Source organism: Flagellimonas taeanensis, from assembly GCF_003584105.1.
GTDB lineage: Bacteria > Bacteroidota > Bacteroidia > Flavobacteriales > Flavobacteriaceae > Flagellimonas > Flagellimonas taeanensis.
Genome location: NZ_QXFO01000027.1, coordinates 39,199 through 56,813 on the forward strand (window position 1 = coordinate 39,199; position 17,615 = coordinate 56,813).

Annotated in this window: 16 protein-coding genes; 7 read left to right on the top strand and 9 right to left on the bottom strand. The window is 46.6% G+C overall.

The features are described 5' to 3' along the window. The first annotated feature begins 8 nt into the window (after nucleotides 1-8). The 4 genes from D2V93_RS15350 to nadD all read left to right on the top strand — a co-directional run bounded on the left by D2V93_RS15350 (nucleotide 9) and on the right by nadD (nucleotide 2,872). Nucleotides 9-737, top strand: a complete 729-nt coding sequence (locus tag D2V93_RS15350) for a 3-keto-disaccharide hydrolase (protein WP_245978287.1) — start codon at nucleotides 9-11, stop codon at nucleotides 735-737. A 94-nt stretch (nucleotides 738-831) separates the two neighbouring features. After that, a complete protein-coding gene (locus D2V93_RS15355; RefSeq protein ID WP_119620030.1) occupies nucleotides 832-1,689 on the top strand; it encodes a YicC/YloC family endoribonuclease in 858 nt (285 codons plus the stop codon). Continuing rightward, nucleotides 1,686-2,285, top strand: coding sequence for a guanylate kinase (gene gmk, locus D2V93_RS15360; protein WP_119620031.1), 600 nt, complete (start codon nucleotides 1,686-1,688; stop codon nucleotides 2,283-2,285). Before D2V93_RS15355 ends, gmk begins: the two co-directional genes overlap by 4 nt. A gap of 2 nt (nucleotides 2,286-2,287) precedes the next feature. Next, complete coding sequence (nadD, locus tag D2V93_RS15365) at nucleotides 2,288-2,872, top strand: nicotinate (nicotinamide) nucleotide adenylyltransferase (RefSeq protein ID WP_119620032.1); 585 nt, start codon at nucleotides 2,288-2,290, stop codon at nucleotides 2,870-2,872. A 4-nt stretch (nucleotides 2,873-2,876) separates the two neighbouring features. Here nadD and D2V93_RS15370 read toward each other — a convergent pair whose 3' ends face one another. From D2V93_RS15370 to D2V93_RS15380, 3 genes are all read right to left on the bottom strand, one after another. Then, entirely contained in the window at nucleotides 2,877-4,016 is a 1,140-nt protein-coding gene (locus D2V93_RS15370) for a glycoside hydrolase family 130 protein (protein WP_245978256.1), read from the bottom strand. Nucleotides 4,017-4,072: 56 nt separating this feature from the next. After that, nucleotides 4,073-6,370: an inorganic phosphate transporter gene (locus D2V93_RS15375; protein WP_119620033.1), complete on the bottom strand. Its 2,298-nt coding sequence runs from the start codon at nucleotides 6,368-6,370 to the stop codon at nucleotides 4,073-4,075. A 71-nt stretch (nucleotides 6,371-6,441) separates the two neighbouring features. Beyond that, entirely contained in the window at nucleotides 6,442-7,656 is a 1,215-nt protein-coding gene (locus tag D2V93_RS15380; protein ID WP_119620034.1) for a porin, read from the bottom strand. A gap of 315 nt (nucleotides 7,657-7,971) precedes the next feature. Here D2V93_RS15380 and dgt point away from each other — a divergent pair, with 315 nt between their 5' ends. Further along, complete coding sequence (gene dgt, locus D2V93_RS15385; protein ID WP_119620035.1) at nucleotides 7,972-9,330, top strand: dGTP triphosphohydrolase; 1,359 nt, start codon at nucleotides 7,972-7,974, stop codon at nucleotides 9,328-9,330. Here dgt and D2V93_RS15390 read toward each other — a convergent pair. Further along, the gene (locus D2V93_RS15390; protein WP_119620036.1) at nucleotides 9,327-10,385 is read right to left on the bottom strand and encodes a DUF3078 domain-containing protein; all 1,059 of its coding nucleotides are present in this window, start codon (nucleotides 10,383-10,385) and stop codon (nucleotides 9,327-9,329) included. The two genes, dgt and D2V93_RS15390, sit on opposite strands and share 4 nt — an antisense overlap. Further along, nucleotides 10,376-12,100 carry a 1-deoxy-D-xylulose-5-phosphate synthase gene (locus tag D2V93_RS15395; protein ID WP_245978258.1) on the bottom strand — a complete coding sequence of 575 codons (1,725 nt, stop codon included), beginning with the start codon at nucleotides 12,098-12,100 and terminating at the stop codon, nucleotides 10,376-10,378. Before D2V93_RS15395 ends, D2V93_RS15390 begins: the two co-directional genes overlap by 10 nt. Before the next feature lie 141 nt (nucleotides 12,101-12,241). Here D2V93_RS15395 and D2V93_RS15400 point away from each other — a divergent pair, with 141 nt between their 5' ends. Further along, nucleotides 12,242-12,688, top strand: a complete 447-nt coding sequence (locus D2V93_RS15400) for a nucleoside deaminase (RefSeq protein ID WP_072880609.1) — start codon at nucleotides 12,242-12,244, stop codon at nucleotides 12,686-12,688. A 56-nt stretch (nucleotides 12,689-12,744) separates the two neighbouring features. On the opposite strand, the gene D2V93_RS15405 is transcribed toward D2V93_RS15400, so the two are convergent. From D2V93_RS15405 to aspS, 4 genes are all read right to left on the bottom strand, one after another. Continuing rightward, on the bottom strand, nucleotides 12,745-12,939 hold the full coding sequence (locus D2V93_RS15405) for a cold-shock protein (protein WP_072880611.1): 195 nt from the start codon (nucleotides 12,937-12,939) through the stop codon (nucleotides 12,745-12,747). Nucleotides 12,940-13,020: 81 nt separating this feature from the next. Continuing rightward, complete coding sequence (locus D2V93_RS15410) at nucleotides 13,021-13,284, bottom strand: hypothetical protein (RefSeq protein WP_072880613.1); 264 nt, start codon at nucleotides 13,282-13,284, stop codon at nucleotides 13,021-13,023. Further along, a complete protein-coding gene (locus D2V93_RS15415) occupies nucleotides 13,281-15,062 on the bottom strand; it encodes a chloride channel protein (protein ID WP_072880615.1) in 1,782 nt (593 codons plus the stop codon). Before D2V93_RS15415 ends, D2V93_RS15410 begins: the two co-directional genes overlap by 4 nt. Nucleotides 15,063-15,117: 55 nt before the next feature. Further along, nucleotides 15,118-16,866, bottom strand: a complete 1,749-nt coding sequence (aspS, locus tag D2V93_RS15420; RefSeq protein ID WP_072880617.1) for an aspartate--tRNA ligase — start codon at nucleotides 16,864-16,866, stop codon at nucleotides 15,118-15,120. Nucleotides 16,867-17,280: 414 nt separating this feature from the next. Between aspS and D2V93_RS15425 the strand changes: the two genes are divergently transcribed. After that, nucleotides 17,281-17,586, top strand: coding sequence for a toxin-antitoxin system YwqK family antitoxin (locus D2V93_RS15425; RefSeq protein WP_245978260.1), 306 nt, complete (start codon nucleotides 17,281-17,283; stop codon nucleotides 17,584-17,586). Nucleotides 17,587-17,615 lie beyond the last annotated feature (29 nt).

Here is a 17,615-nt window from a genome sequence, read left to right on the forward strand (position 1 = left end):
ACACCTTCATGGCCCTTGCCATACTGATGGGCATATTTGTATCCGCACAAGAAGTGGAACCCAACAAGCCAGAGGCCACTGAGCTCTACCAACCCGTGCCGCCAAAGGTGGTGCCCGGAGCGAACGGGGCCCCTCCGAGTGATGCCATCGTACTTTTCGATGGTACCAGTTTGGACCAATGGATCAGTTCCGTGGATAGCACTGCGGCCAAGTGGACCCTTAACAAAGACGGCAGCATGACCGTGAAGAACAGGACAGGGGACATACAGACCAAGCAGAATTTTGGCAGTGTGCAGCTCCATATCGAATGGAAATCGCCTGCCGAGGTGCAGGGCAAGGGGCAGAGCAGGGGGAATAGCGGTGTGTTTCTTTCCAACCTGTACGAAGTGCAGGTTTTGGACAACAATGACAATGACACCTACGTGAACGGTCAGGTTGGGTCCATATACAAACAGCACATCCCCTTGGCAATGGCTTCCGTTCCCACAGGGGAGTGGAACGTTTATGACATCATATACCATGCCCCTGTTTTTGAGAAGGGGCAAAAGGTGAAGTCGGGCACATTGACCGTCATCCATAACGGGGTTTTGGTACAGGACCATGCTGAGATTAAGGGAACGACCCCCTACATTGGGTGGCCCAAAAATCCACCGCATGGGAAGGGGCCCATCAGGCTTCAGGACCATGGGGACAACAGCAGGGTGAGCTATAGGAACATTTGGGTGAGGGAACTATAACCGTTCCAAGACCCGCCCCCCACGCACAACATTTTCAGACCGCAAAGAGGCTAAAAGCTATTTTGGTTACCTTTGGCAAAATTTTCATGTATATATGATCCAATCCATGACCGGCTTTGGGAAGCACATCGTGCAGCTCCCTTCAAAGAAGATTACCGTAGAGCTAAAATCGCTCAACAGCAAGAGCTTGGACATCAATGCGAGGATCCCACAATCCTATAGGGAGAAAGAACTGGAATTGCGCAAGATGATAGCCGACGTTTTGGTGCGCGGAAAAGTGGACCTTGCCCTCTATGTGGAGATCACAGGAGAAGAGACCACTGCGGAAGTGAACCAAGGCATGGTCAGAAAATACATGGAACAGCTGGCCAATATCGCCAAGGGGGATGATATCAAACTATTGGAACTGGCATTGCGCATGCCAGATACCTTGAAGACGGAGAGGGACGATATCGACGAGACAGAATATGAAGCCATAACAGAAGCCATGAAAGAGGCGCTTTCCGAGATAGTTTCCTTTAGGAACGAGGAAGGAAAAGTATTGGAGAAAGATTTCGATGATCGCCTCGATAACCTGAACACATTGTTGGCTCAGATCAAGGTGATGGACCCAGAACGACTGGCAACGGTAAGGGAGCGTTTGGAAAAGGCCGTGGCAGACCTCAAGGTGGAACTGGACGCCAACCGGTTTGAACAGGAACTGATCTATTATCTGGAAAAATACGACATCACCGAGGAAAAAGTACGCTTGGCCAACCATTTGGACTATTTCAAGGCTACGCTAAAATCCAATGACTCCAATGGGAAAAAGCTGGGGTTCATCGCACAGGAAATCGGTAGGGAGATCAATACCATCGGTTCCAAGGCCAACTTTGCCCCCATGCAACAATTGGTGGTGCAGATGAAAGACGAACTGGAAAAGATCAAGGAACAAATGCTCAACGTATTATGACAGAAGGAGGAAAACTCATCATTTTTTCGGCACCGTCCGGTAGTGGAAAGACCACTATTGTCCAACATTTGTTGAAACAACCCGAATTGAACCTTGCATTTTCCGTATCCGCAACCTCAAGACCGCGAAGAGGGAAAGAAAAGCATGGTGTCAATTATTACTTCATGTCGGTATCGGAATTCAAGCGGCACATCAAGAATGAGGATTTTTTGGAGTGGGAGGAAGTCTATCGGGACAACTTTTACGGAACATTGAAAAGTGAAGTGGAACGCCTTTGGGCCGAAGGGAAGAATGTGATCTTTGATATCGATGTGGTGGGTGGCCTGCGCATAAAGAAAAAATTTCCCGATAGGACCTTGGCCGTTTTTGTGAAACCGCCCAGTGTGGACGAGTTGAAGATCAGACTGAAGAAGAGGAGCACGGAAAGCGATGACAAGATCAACATGCGTATCGCGAAAGCCTCTGTGGAACTGGCCACGGCTCCCCAGTTTGATAAGATCATAAAGAATTACGATTTGGATGTGGCACTCAACGAGGCACACCAACTGGTCGCCGAATATGTCGGTGCCAAGGTGCCCGGTCCAAAAGAAGAATAAATATGAAAAAGGTAGGGCTCTTTTTTGGGACCTTCAACCCGATACATATAGGCCATTTGATTATAGCCAATCATTTGGTGGAGTTTTCGGACCTGGATGAGGTTTGGTTCGTTATCACCCCTCAAAGCCCGTTCAAGACCAAGCAATCGCTTTTGGAGGACCACCACAGGTACCAAATGGTGTACGAGGCCGTCCAAGACTATGACAAGTTAAAACCGAGCAAAATTGAGTTTGATCTGCCACAACCCAATTACACCATCAACACCTTGGTCCATTTGGATGAAAAATATGGCGAAGGACATCAGTTTTCTCTCATTATGGGAGAGGACAACCTGAAGGGTTTCCATAAATGGAAAAACTATGAGACCATTTTGGAACACCGTTTCATTTATGTATACCCCAGAATTTCCGAAGGAATAATAGAACACCAGTTTCATGGACATCCCAAAATCAAAAAGGTGGATGCCCCCATCGTGGAAATTTCTTCAACCTTCATCCGAAAGGCCCATAAATTAGGTAAAAACATCAAACCATTGCTTCCCTTTGCCGTATGGAAATATATGGATGAGATGAACTTTTACAGATAGTAAGTTACGGTTTGGCCTTTACCACACCCACCATACTGTCAGCGGTGCCATAATACAAATACCAAGTTTCGTTGAAGAGTATAAGTCCTTCCAGAAAAGTGGTCCCCTCTTTGTACTGTCCCGATTTTTCAAAAGGCAGTTCGGGCTTGATAAAGGGCGCATCGGTGCGGTCCAGTAGTTTCCAAGGCTCGTTTGGGTCAAAAAGTGCCTGTCCGCCTGTATAAATTCGATTGCCCAGTTCCTTTACTCCTATGTTCTGTGAGTTTCCTGCATTGTAGAGCACCACAATGCCTTTTTCGGTGAGCAAGGGAGGTGGTCCGGCCTCCACCAGCCAAGAATCAAAATAACCGGGTCTGGGGCTTAAAACTGGGGCAAGTTTGCCTTCGTAGGTTTCCACGGGTGCCCAGTCTTTCAGATTTGTTGAACTGGCCAGCCAAATGTGTGGAACCCCATAGTACATCCAATAGAGCCCATTGATTTTGGCGGCAACCAGTTTGTCGTTTTTAAGTTCAGTAACTATGGCTCCAGATTTGGTTTCACGATTTAAATAAACACCTTGTTCATATTTTTGAAAAACAGGGCCATGTTTTTCCCAGTGTACCAAATCCTTGGAAGTAGCCACTGCAAGTCTAGGCACTTCGCGGTTCCACTGGGTATAGGTCAGTACGTAGGTCCCATCTTCCGTTTCCACGATCCTGGGGTCTTCCGTGCCGCCAGGCCATTCATTCTGCTTTTGATGGTCTTCATCGGGATAAAAAACGGGCACAGGCTGTTTGGTATAGGTGACCCCATCTTTGGAAATGGCCATCCCGATCCTGGAACGGTGCCCTCCAATTTCCTTTTCCCCTAATTTTTCCTCGGCTCTGTAAAGCACATGAATGCTCCCATCCTTCACAATGGCCGCTGGATTAAAAGTGGCCATGGATTCCCAATGCGTATTTTGATGGGTTATTGGATCTTTGAACTCAGATTCTGAATTTTTCCCAAGAATGGGGCGTGCATCTTGATCGCGCTCGAAAGGCCCTAACATCCATTCCTTTTCCTTGGATTGCGCCAAAGCAGAAAAAGAAGAGAATATTAGAAACACATAGACGAACCCACGAAGCATGACCATGCCATTTTTAGAGTTAGTCTTAATGTCCAAGTTGAAGAAATTATGCATCATTTTTCAGCGGGATTTGCTGGAAAAGATACGCTATTTTATTTCTTCTCCGTGATCTTGGCCGGTGTTATGGAACTGTCGTGTTGTTGAAAATACTGTTCCAACAGATCCATCATAGCGGTCATAAGGTCACGTGTTTCCAACAAAAGGGAGAAATAGAGGGTGGTATTCTTGGGGCTGGACTCTTCTGTCCTTGTCCTGGAAACCTGCCTGTCTATTTTTTGCGAAACCATGTCATAGAGATCCTGCTTGGAATCCAAAATGGCCCCTATCTGTTCAAAAGACTTCGCCTCAAAGGCCTTTTGGGTCCTGTCAAAAAGTTCTTCCAGCTTTTGGTCTATTTCCTTTAGTTCCTTGATCTGGTTGTACTTTAATTTCTTATGATTATTGTGCACATGGTTATAGCTCACCTTACCAATGTACTCAAGGGATTGGGAAACATCGGTGAGGTGCCCCATCGCATTGATGTAAAAGTTACTGGCCCCAATATGGGCTTCCTCCAAGTTTTTGATGAAGTAAAAGGTATGTTCCCGAAGATCTTCGATCTCCCCGGCCAGCTTATTCCCCTGTTTTTTGTTCTTCTTCAAAAAGTTGAGGTCCTGTTTGGCCAGCCCATTGATGGAATTGGAATAGATTTTTTTGCTACGCTTCACCACATTGGCAATGTTGGCGGCACTTTCTTCGATGACCCCCTGTATGGAGCTGCTCTCGGCCCTTCGTAGGCGATCCTCCACCTTGATTTCCTTTGTCTTCTTGTTGTAGGAGATGTAGTTCCTCACCAAGAGCAATACGGAGGCAAACAGCAAAATGGCGATGGCCGCGCCCTTGCCAAAACTGATCAGTGCCAAGATGGTCCCAGAGGCCAAAAAGGCGATGATGGCCGTACTGAACCATCCAGCGATCACGTTCAGTACCCCGGCCACACGGTAAACGGCACTTTCAGCACCCCAGGCCCTATCGGCCAAAGAGGTTCCCATCGCAACCATAAAGGTCACATAGGTGGTGGAAAGGGGTAATTTGTACGATGTGGCCACGGAAATCAGGATACCGGCCACCATAAGGTTCACAGAGGCCCTGATCATATCAAAGGCGGGCAAATGGTGCACTTTGTCCTTGGAGAGGTTGATGACAGGTTTTTGGAACCTTTTATCAACTGCGGCTTTTACATTGGAAGGAACCATGGAGGATGCCCACTCCGATACGGCAATGGTATACCGGACAAGGCTTCTGGACAAATAGTTGGGTTGGAACCTTTCGTTGGCCTCCCCTTCGCGGGACAGGTTGATCTCCGTATCGGCTACATATCGGGCCTTTTTGGAAAGCCACAAAGTGGCCACCATCACCATACCCGAAATGAACAGTAGCAGGGTAGGGGTCTCCACTTTGGTGGACAGGACCTCCATGCTGAACTCGGAAGCTGGTATTCCCGATGCGCTCCAAGCTTGATAGGACTGTAGCCCTGCAATGGGAACCCCTATAAAATTCACAAGGTCGTTTCCGGCAAAGGCTAGGGCAAGGGAAAAAGTTCCCACACCGATGATCAGTTTATAGATGTTCGTTTTAGCAAATAGGATAAGGACATACGAAATAACGGCCCAAGCCAAAAAGTTTACTACTATGACCTGATAGACACTGGTTTCAAGGAACGCCTTGATGGTCATGTTTCCAATGAGACCGTAGGTTCGGTCGGCAAATGGAGTGCCGCTGATCCCTTTGATCAGAATAAAGTATGTAATGGCCGAAAGCGCCAATCCCCCAAAAATGGCACCGGTCCATTTGGGTTTCTTTTGGAAATTATAGGACAGTAAAAGCCTTGAGACCCATTGCACCACGGCTCCAATGGAAAACGCGATGACGACCGAGGAAAGGATTCCCACAATGATCTCAACGGCCTTTTCGGTATTGATGTAGTTGACAACATCGGAAAAATTTCCGTTGGCAGCACCTATCTTGATCAATGCCATGGCTACCGCAGCCCCCAAAAGGTTGAACACTATGGAGACCGTTGTGGAGGTGGGCATCCCCAAGGTGTTGAAAAAGTCCAACAAAAGAATGTCCGTGATCATCACGGCCACAAAGATGAACATGATTTCATCGAAATAGAATTCCCCGGGGTTAAAGATCCCTTTTCGGGCAACTTCCATAAGTCCACTGGAAAAAATGGCGCCACAGGCAATGCCTATGCTGGCCACGATCATGATGGTCTTGAAGGAAAGGGCCTTGGACCCAATGGCTGAGTTCAGGAAGTTCACGGCATCATTGCTCACACCAACTACAAGGTCGGCAATGGCCAGTACTGCAAGCGCAACCATTATGAGGAAGTAAATATTGTCCATAGTTAAAATTCAAAAAAATTTTTCAAATATCAAGAGAATGACCTACGATTAAGTTATGTTAAGGTTATTTTTTATAGGTGTACGTCCAATTGTAACCGGAACATCACCTCGTCCGTTCCGTTGTCCACATTCAAATAACTGAGGTCTGTCTGCACCTTCAGTTTGTGCCCCACAATATACTTTGAAAGTCCCAGTGTATATTGATTTTCCGGATTTTTTCCAGTGATGTCCCGATCTAATTCAACATGGGTGTACCTTGCAGAAACTTCCCAATCGGTCTTGAAAAGATAGCCTGTCTGAAGGTTCAGGGCATTCCCCACTTGTACAATATCCCCTGTTTCCGTGCCGTCCAGGTTGATGGCCACAGGCTCGTCCGCATCGCGATGGGCATATTCGCCCATGAGGGAAAGTCCACGGTATTTGAACATAAAATCCATGAATAGTGTTGAGATATCCGTTTCGTACAGGCCAGTATCCGTTTGCATGAATGTCCCCATATTGCTTCGGGTCCTTACGGCATCCTTGTTTATATCATAGGTGGCAGCTACCATGAGTTTTGGAGTTGGTTCCCGGCTCAGGTCGGCCCCTTTGTAATCCCCTTTGGAAATGAACGTGCCAAACGGAAGGAATTCCAACCGTGAGGTGTATTGATGTCCTCCCAGATTACCTTTGGTAATGTTTCTGCCCTCACCTTGGGAAAAAGCAAACTTTTCCCGCACCAATGCTTTTTTCCCCAATTTGAAATGATGCCTTAGCTGAAAGCCCATGTCCCGGTCTATGTTGAATTTGCTGTTGAGCAGTGACCTGTCCACCTGCTGGAGGTCCGCCGAGGAAATGACTCGCTCAATGTTTCCTGGGAGTTTGGTCTGCCCGAACCAGAGTTCAAAGTTTTGGTAAAAGTTCCACATCACCACGGCGTCCAAAATGTATCTGGGGGTGTTTCCCGTAAATTCCGAACCTCCTGAAATATCACGGTTGGATAGCCCAAGCTCCAACTTGTAACGGAGTTTCGGGGTATGGACAAATCCATCAAATTTCAGTCGGGCCCTACGCACCAAAAAATTCTGTTCAGGGTTTCCAAGCTCCCCATTTTGGTTTTCTTCCCAAGATGAAATGGCCAAAATCTGCATTCTTGCCCCAACCTTTGCGGTCCAGCTGCTGTCCTTTCCGACAATATTCAAGAGGCCATTGCCAAATGTGGATTGGGCCTGGTATTGCGAATAGGAAAAATGAATGCATAGGAAAAGAAAGTAGAATCCCAATAGGGCCAACTTTTTGATATCCATTACAGTACTAGTTTTTGTCGCTGCAAAGAACCGTACCCAATGTTAAATTAATGTTGCCTGTATGTTATGATAAGAATGTGTCATACAAAAAGGGCCACCTTTTTGAAAAAGGCAGCCCTAGGATTTCGAAGAATAGTCGACAAAAACTAATATCCGTAACGAAAACCTTATTGTAAACCATACAAAATAGCTCCTTCTAGATGTCTTAAGTGTAATGCTAAAATGAAGAAATCATTAAAATTCGAGGCACAAATGCACTTTGAGGTTTGCTTGAGCATATGAAAGCTTAGGCGTATATTGCACCAATAGTAAACTATGGACTGGGAACAGCTACTCTCATTACGGAGATTCGGGGACAAAGCAAAGAGATTGCGCAAAGAACAAAATGAGACCCGTTTGGGTTTTGAAGTGGATTATGACCGCATCATCTTCTCCTCTGCATTTAGAAGCCTTCAGGATAAGACACAGGTAATCCCGATGCCCATTAGCGTTGGCTCCAAAAAGGATTTTGTACATACACGCCTCACCCACAGTTTGGAGGTTTCCGTAGTGGGAAGGAGCCTTGGGCGCATTGCCGGGCAGCAGATCTTGTCCAAATATCCCTTTTTGTCCGAGGTACATGGCTATCATTTCAATGATTTTGGGGCCATAGTGGCCGCAGCCGCCTTGTCGCACGACATTGGCAATCCGCCCTTTGGGCACAGCGGGGAAAAGGCCATCGGGAATTATTTTGCCCAGGGCAGTGGCAAAAGATATAGGAATGCCCTTTCCGAAGTGGAGTATCAGGATTTGATCGATTTTGAAGGGAACGCAAACGGTTTTAAACTGCTGACCGAATCCAGGGAAGGGGTTCCCGGGGGGCTTCGGTTAAGCTATGCCACTTTGGGAACTTTTATGAAATATCCAAAGGCCTCGTTGCCCAAAAAGCCTTCCCGACATATTGCGGACAAAAAGTTTGGGTATTTCCAATCGGAAAAAGCCTTCTTTTTGGAAGTTGCCCATGAAATTGGGCTCGTACCAAACCCCAATGCCCTTGGAACGGCTTTCTTTCGACATCCGTTGACCTATCTGGTAGAAGCGGCCGATGATATCTGTTATACCATCATCGATTTTGAGGATGGGATCAACCTTGGGCTTGTACCGGAAGAATATGCCCTGGAATACCTGATCAACTTGGTGAAGGGGAGCATCAACACCCAAAAATACAATGCCATGAACAGTTCCAGTGACCGATTGAGCTATTTGAGGGCCTTGGCCATAAATACCTTGATCGGTGACGCTGTTGAAGTTTTTGTGGCGAACGAGGACAAGATCTTGGAAGGTAATTTTGACGCCGCTCTTTTGGATAAGGGAAAATACAAGGCCCAGGTAGACGATATCATAAAATTGAGCGTGGAGCGAATCTATCAGTCCACCGAAGTGATCGACAAGGAACTGGCGGGCTATCGTATCATATCCGACCTTTTGGAAATGTACACCACGGCCCTTGTCAACATCAAGGAAGGGCATGATACCAACTATGACCGGCTTCTCGTGAAAAGCCTGCCCGAAATGTACCGAAAAACAGACGTTGACATCTATACGATATTATTGGGCACCAGCTGCTTCGTGGCCAGTCTATCGGATAGTGCGGCCGTGCATATCCACGATAAATTGACGGGGAGGACATTCTAAAAATTGTATAGGATACCCACGCCCAGTAGCTGCTTGAACTGGATTCGGGGGATACCTGGGTCGACTATGGTGCCGTCATCTGCCACCACTTCATCAAACTTGATGTCATCGTCAAAAATGAGATGCGTGCCTATATTAGCGTTGATGTATTGATTTACCTTGAGGTTGAAGTTCATTTCCCAATCCACATCAACATTTCCAAAACTCCGCACATAATCGGTATACAGGTTTATCCTATGCTTCATCAGTACATTTTTTAGGACTTCCTTTTCCCAGGTATTGGTGACCAAAAATCCCATTTCCATAAAGACATTGTCCCCAGCTTCCACACCGAAGGACCCCAAATTGGAAAGGGCATCGTCCAGAACAAAGGTGGATTTCATGGTGGCGGGAGATATGTAAAGGTTAAACTTGTCGTTGGGTGGAATATAGGAAGTACCGATACCCACAAAAAGGTAGCCGGGGGCCATGAACCTGGAAATGGGGTTCTCCCTGTCCGGATATTTGAAACCGTTCGAGAATTGGGTGTTGAAATTGGCCTTTACGGAATAGTACCAATTGGTTATGGTATCCCTCCTGAAACTTATGGTCGTTGAAAGCCTGAGTTGGTCATCCGTTTTCCGGAGCTTTCTTCCTTCTTGGGCATTCATCCCATATCGGAGCTGTGCCTCATTGTCCCAGTTCAGATAGCGAAACTTGTAGTTCCGTGCAAAACGGAAACTCGCTAGGGCCGAGACGGAGTTGTCGCCCCCCGCATTCCAGTTCACAAAGGAAACCTCATTGATGTTGAGGCCAAATTCGTTCACTTTTTTCCAAAAGGAAGTAGGCTTGAAGCGTTTGTACCATCGCTTCAAGGGTTTCACCCGGTTCAGCACGGTCCGCGGATCGGTCAGCTTTGCCTCCCGGGTAAGATATTTGAGTTTGGTATCCTTGATACGGACAATCTTGAAACCCGTTTCCGTACTATCGGGTTCGAAGACTTTTAAGCGATTGATCTGTGCATGTGACGAAAGGAAAACAGTGAAGAATAGAATCAGAAAACAAATTATCCGCATTGGTCCAAGGTTGATTGTAAATATGAAAAAAGCGTATCAAAATCTATACCAGCCATCTTGTGGGTCTCCTCCATGGTGCCATGATCCACAAACTTGTCCGGAATACCGAGAATGGTAACAGGTTTGGACAACCGTTCCCCGTTTGCAAATTCCAGTACCGCCGAACCAAATCCACCCATTTTGCAGCCATCTTCCACGGTGATGATATGATCGTACCTTTCAAAAATAGTACGGAGCATCTTTTTGTCCAAAGGTTTGGCAAAGCGCATATCATAGTGGCCAATGCTTTCGGGTGTGTCCAAAGCGGCAATAGCCCGTTTCACCTCGTTTCCGATATGGCCAATGGAGAGCACGGCTATTTTTGTTCCCTCCGTCAAGCATTTGGCCGTGCCAATTTCAATGGGTTCAAAATCATTTTTCCAATCCAAGGTTGTGCCCTGCCCTCTAGGGTATCGGATGGCTATGGGGCCACTTAGTCCCAATTGGGCGGTGTACATGATGTTCCTCAGCTCCATTTCGTTCATCGGGGCAAAAACAACAAGGTTGGGGATGCATCTCAAATAGGCGAGGTCAAACACCCCATGATGTGTTGGGCCATCTTGTCCCACCAGTCCGGCACGATCCAAACAGAAGACTACGGGAATGTTCTGAAGGGCCACATCATGTATGACCTGATCATAGGCCCGTTGTAAAAAAGTGGAATAGATGTTACAAAAAGGCACAAGGCCCTGTGTGGCCATCCCCGCAGCCAAGGTAACCGCATGCTGTTCGGCAATCCCCACGTCAAATGCGCGATGGGGCATTTTGTCCATCATGAATTTTAGTGAGCTGCCAGTGGGCATGGCAGGTGTGATTCCCACAATCCTGTCGTTCCTTTCGGCCAATTCCACCAAAGTATGCCCAAAGACATCTTGATATTTGGGAGGCTCGTTTCCTTTCACTTTTTTGAACCGTTCCCCGGTCACCTTATCAAATTTCCCCGGGGCATGGTACACCACTTGGTCCTCCTCGGCTTTTTTCAGCCCTCTTCCCTTGGTGGTTATGATGTGCAACAACTTTGGTCCGCCCAGTTGTTTCAACTGTTCCAGTTCTTTGATCAAGGCTCCAATGTCATGGCCATCTATGGGTCCGGAATAGTTTAGGTTGAGGCATTCGAAGATGTTTTCGTCCTTTGCTGTCCCTTTTTTGACATTGGTGAGGTATTTTTTAAGAGCCCCGACGCTGGGGTCTATGCCGATGGCATTATCGTTTAGGATGATGAGTGCATTTACATCAGTAACGCCCAGATGGTTGAGCCCCTCAAAGGCCATTCCACTGGCAATGGAAGCATCGCCCACCACAGCAATGTGCTGTTTGGCAAGGTCACCGTTCAACCTTGATGCCATGGCCATGCCCAAAATAGCAGAAATGGCAGTGGAACTGTGACCTGTGCCAAAATCATCGTACACACTCTCACTTCGTTTGGGAAATCCGCTGATACCGCCAAGTTGTCGGTTGGTCCCAAAAATTTCCTTTCGTCCTGTCAATATCTTGTGTCCATAGGCCTGGTGTCCCACATCCCAAATGAGTTTGTCCTTCGGGGTGTCGAATACATAATGTAGGGCAATGGTGAGTTCCACTACCCCCAAACTGGCACCAAGATGGCCTTCTTTGGTAGATACAATGTCAATGATGAATTCCCTCAGTTCTTGGGCAAGTTTGGGCAATTCATCCATGCCCAATTTTTTGAGGTCTTCAGGGGAATTGATATGTGTTAAAAGTGCTTCCAACGGACAAAAAACAAAAGTACCGATTATCGACTAACTTTTTTTATGCGTAGCTTAGCCCATCCATGATTTTTTCAATTTTTTTCCGGAATGAACCTGTTTGATGACAACTATTTCATGAAAAAGGCCTTGCAACAGGCCGAAACCGCTTTTGAAATCGGGGAAGTGCCCGTTGGCGCGGTGGTGGTAGTGAACAACAGGATCATTGGCAGTGCGCACAACCTTACCGAGCGACTAAGGGATGTCACGGCACATGCCGAAATGCAGGCCATTACGGCCGCCTCCAATTTTCTGGGGGGCAAATACCTGCATGGGTGTACACTTTATGTTACCTTGGAACCTTGTCAAATGTGCGCCGGGGCGCTCTACTGGAGCCAAGTTTCCAAAGTGGTCTATGGGGCTGCAGACCTTGAGCGCGGGTTCAGCGTAGTGGGTGGGAACTTGCATCCGAAGACAGAGATTCTTGGAGGGGTCATGGAAAATGAGGCCTCCGAGCTGCTCAAAAGGTTCTTTATCCAAAGAAGGAATTTGAATTAAATAAAAAACCCTGACAGTGCCAGGGTTCTACAAAAAATCAAAATAAAATATTGATGTTATCCGATTACCTGCACACGTGCAGCAACCACTCCTTTTCTTCCTTCTTCTTCTTGGTATTCTACTTTGTCGCCTTCGTTCAATTCCACCCCGTTCAAAGCTGTAACGTGAACAAAGATGTCCTTTCCTGTGTCGTCGTTGGTAATGAACCCATAACCTTTGGATCCATTAAAAAATTTTACTGTACCGGTCATTAAAATAAATAATTTGTTAAAATACGAAAGTAGAGTTTTTTGTGTCGCGATAGATAAATTGAATATTAAATCTTAAGAAAATTATTGATTTTCAGTCTTTTTTTGCTCCTTTTCTTGCATTTTCTTAATGTTTTCCTTCGTCAACATATAATCTTTCATATTTTTCCCCTTGCTCTCCTTGATCAAGAAGAGGGGCATGGCCACAAGGAACAGGCCCACGGTACCCAGGCCGATGCACTTATGCCCCAGGCCGGGATTTTCTTCCTTAATGGAAAAACCATAGATGATGGAAGCGATGGCGGCCAAGGTGACCAAGACGACAATATATTTAAATTTGAATTTCATTGGCTGTAATTGATCAATTTTCTGCGATAGGCTGTCAATAGTTTTGATTTTGAGATGAAGCCCTCATATTTCCCATCCTTGATGACCGGAAGGTTCCAAGCCCCGCTGTCCTGGAATTTTTTCATCACCTGTTTCATGCTGTCCTTACCGTAGAAAATGTGTTCAGGCGGAGCATGCATCAAGTTCTTTACAAAAACGGTGTCGTAAAGTTCCGTATCGAACATGAATTGCCGGATATCGTCCAGCACAATGATGCCCATCAGTTTTTCGTCGTCGTCCAAAACAGGAAAAATGTTCCTTTTGGACTTGGAGACGGATTCGTGTAGCATTTCGCCCAAGGACATCCTCGGGTGCACGGGCATGAAATTTTTCTCGATCACATCATCCATTTCCAAAAGACCCAGTACCAATTGGTCTTTATTGTGCGACAAAAGGGCGCCGATCTTGGCCAATTCTTTGGTGTATATGGTATAGTCCAAAGCATTTTTGGTGATCAGATACGAAATGGAAGCGGTGATCATCAGGGGGACGAACAGTTCATAGCCCCCAGTAATTTCTGCAATAAGGAATATGGAGGTCAGTGGGGCGTGGATCACCCCAGCAATGAGACCGGCCATGCCGATTAAGGTAAAATTGCTCTCGGATACCGAAAACCCAAACCCCAGATTATTGATGACCTTAGCCACCACATTGCCCAGTGCACTGCCCATCACCATGGTCGGGATGAAGATCCCCCCGGCACCCCCAGCGGCAAAAGTGGTCGTCATGGCTATGGCCTTGAAAAGGGTGATTCCGAACAGCAGTGCGATGACCACCCAAATATTGTTCGTGTAGGCATCAAAAGGAGTCGTGCCCAAAGCTTTCAGGTGATTGCCCTCCAAAAGGTTGTTGATGAAGCCAAAACCTTCACCATAGAGCGGGGGAATGGCATAGAGCATGATACCAATGGCTATCCCGCCCACCAACAGCTTGTATTTTGGGCTTTTGAATCGTTTAAAAAAATTCAGGATGGCAAAGTACATTTTGGTAAAATAGATGGATGCAAAAGCGGTGCCCACGCCCAATAAAATGTAAAAAGGCGTATCCTCCAACTGGAACCCTTCGGTCAGTGAGAATTTGAAAAGCACCTCGTTCCCCAAAAAGAAATAGGAGGTAAGGACCCCTGAAATTGAGGCAAGAAGCAGTGGCAGCATGGACATCATGGTCAGGTCCAGCGTGAACACCTCCACGGCAAAGATGATGGCGGCTATGGGTGATTGGAAAATGGAAGAAATGGCCCCAGCGGAGGCACAGGCCACCAATAAGGACCTTGTCTTCGTATCGATATGGAACAATCGGCTAAGGTTGGAGCTGATGGCCGATCCTGATTTTACGGCCGGCCCCAAAAGCCCCACGGATCCCCCAAAACCGACCGTGAGCGGTGCGGTGATGAGAGGGGTGTAGATGTCCTTGACCCCCAGTAGCCCTCCCTTTTTGGAAAGGGAAAAAATGATGGACGAAACGGCATGTTGTAGCGGTTTCTTCTGTACATATTTCACGTAGAGATATACAAAGGTCAAGCCGATGGTGGGCAGAATGAAGTACAGTTGGTTCTCGGAAAAGATAATGCCCATTTTCAAGAGGGATTCTATAAAATAGGTGATGTTCTTCAACGTCACGGCCACCAGCCCTGCCAAAAAGCCCACGACCAGGCTCATGATGTGCACAAAGGTCTTGTTGGAGATGTTTTTGTATCTCCATTTCAGAAAGCGGGTAAGTAAGCTTTTCTTATTGGGCATTTAGCTAACGGTGTACTTAAAGGTATTAAAAATCCCGCCTTGGGCGGGATGAATTTTATAAGTCCAATTTGATATGTAGTTCCTTCAACTGTGCTTCATCGATTTTGGCAGGGGCATCTATCATCACATCCCTTCCGCTGTTGTTCTTGGGGAATGCGATAAAGTCCCTGATGGTCTCCTGACCGCCCAAAATGGACACCAAACGGTCCAGGCCGAAGGCAATCCCACCGTGGGGCGGGGCACCATATTGGAAGGCATCCATCAAAAAGCCGAACTGTGCCTTGGCCTCTTCGGGGGTAAAGCCCAAATGTTTGAACATGGTGGCTTGGGTTTCCTTATCGTGGATACGGATGGATCCCCCACCTATTTCATTTCCGTTCAGCACGAGGTCATAGGCATTGGCCTTGACGGCACCAGGGTCGGTCTCCAAAAGCTCCAATTGACCCGGCTTGGGAGAAGTGAAGGGGTGGTGCATGGCATGATAGGTGCCCGTTTCCTCATCCAATTCCAACAATGGGAAATCCACTACCCAAAGTGGGGCAAATTCATTCGGTTTTCGGAGTCCGAGCCTAGTGGCCAGTTCCATGCGGAGCGCACTGAGCTGTGCACGGGTCACATTGGCATCGCCAGATAGCACACAGATGAGGTCTCCGGGATTGGCTCCGGTCACTTCGGCCCATTTGGCCAGGTCCTCTTGATCATAGAATTTATCCACGGAGGATTTATAGGAGCCATCTTCGTTACATTTTACATAGACCATGCCCTTGGCGCCGACCTGTGGGCGTTTGACCCAGTCGATCAGAGCGTCAATTTCCTTGCGGGTATATTCCGATGCACCGGGAACGGCAATGCCCACTACCAATTCGGCGGTATTGAACACATTGAAATCTTTGTGCTGTGCCACGGTGTTCAGTTCACCGAACTGCATCCCGAAACGGATGTCCGGTTTGTCGTTGCCATAAAGGCGCATGGCATCGTCATAGGTCATTCTTGGAAATTCCTGAATGTCCACGCCTTTGATTTCCTTCAAAAGGTGTTTGGTGAGGCCCTCGAAGGTGTTGAGGATGTCCTCCTGCTCCACAAAGGCCATTTCACAATCGATTTGGGTGAATTCCGGCTGCCTGTCCGCACGGAGGTCTTCGTCCCTGAAACATTTTACGATCTGGAAATATTTGTCCATACCGCCCACCATCAACAACTGTTTAAAGGTCTGTGGGGATTGTGGAAGGGCATAGAATTGTCCTTCGTTCATTCGGCTTGGCACCAAAAAGTCACGGGCACCTTCTGGTGTGGATTTGATCAAGTAAGGGGTCTCCACATCGATAAACCCTTGGTCCGAAAGGTATTTTCGGACTTCCATGCTCACTTTGTGTCTGAAAATGAGATTATTTTTTACCGGGTTCCGGCGAATATCCAAATAGCGGTACTTCATGCGAATGTCCTCCCCACCATCGGTATCGTCCTCAATGGTGAAGGGGGGCAGGAGGGATGTGTTCAGGATGGTCAGTTCGGTCACCAATACCTCGATTTCCCCCGTGGGGATATTGGGATTTTTGGAGGCCCGCTCTATGACCTGTCCCTTGGCCTGGATAACGGTTTCTCGCCCCAGTTCCCTGGCCTGTTCCAGAAGTTCTTTTGAAGTGCGCTCCTCATCAAATACCAATTGCGTGATCCCGTAACGGTCGCGCAGATCCACCCAGGCCACAAACCCCTTGTCCCTTAGCTTGTGCACCCAGCCACTTAAAATAACCTCTGAACCTATATGTGACGCCCTTAGTTCGCCACAAGTATTGCTTCTATACATGATGTTTGTTAATGAGAGGGCAAATTTAATAGGAAAGCACATATTTATAGCGAGATAAACGGATTTTCTGTCCCCAAACCTTTATTTATAGATCAGTTCAAGATATGGTCGATATAGGCGTTTTAGGTTGTTTTTTGGTCTATTTCTTAACATTAAATTTACATTGGAATGCCCTTTTAATGGATTAAAGCCTAAATAAAACGATAAATGGATGACATATTTTCAATTTAAAATATTAAAAATCAATTATTTACAACTTTAAAGTTAATTTAATGTAAATTAATTGTTGTTTAAACGTTATTTTCATCTGTATTTTGGATAACTTTGTGTAGTTACCCTTTGGTAATGAAGATTTTAAAACCCATTACTATGAAGAAAGCTGTATTTTTTTTAGCAATTATGTTTTCGGTTTGTATGTTTTCACAGGAAACAAAACCGACTTTGGAAAAAGTGGGGAAAATGGTGAAGGCTACCTATTTTCACGAAAATGGGGAAGTATCCCAGACTGGTTATATGCTAAAAGGAAAGTTACATGGGGATTGGCTTATGTTTGATACCAATGGCAAAAAGATAGCCTCTGGAAAGTATGACAATGGAAAGAAGACCGGGAAGTGGTTCTTTTGGAAGGAAGATGTTTTGCGTGAAGTGGATTTTTCCGATAACCGCATTGTCAATGTAAAGGATTGGAGCCAGTCCGAGGTTGTTTCCGTAAACAAATAACTTGGACCCACAATGAACAAAAAGCCCCG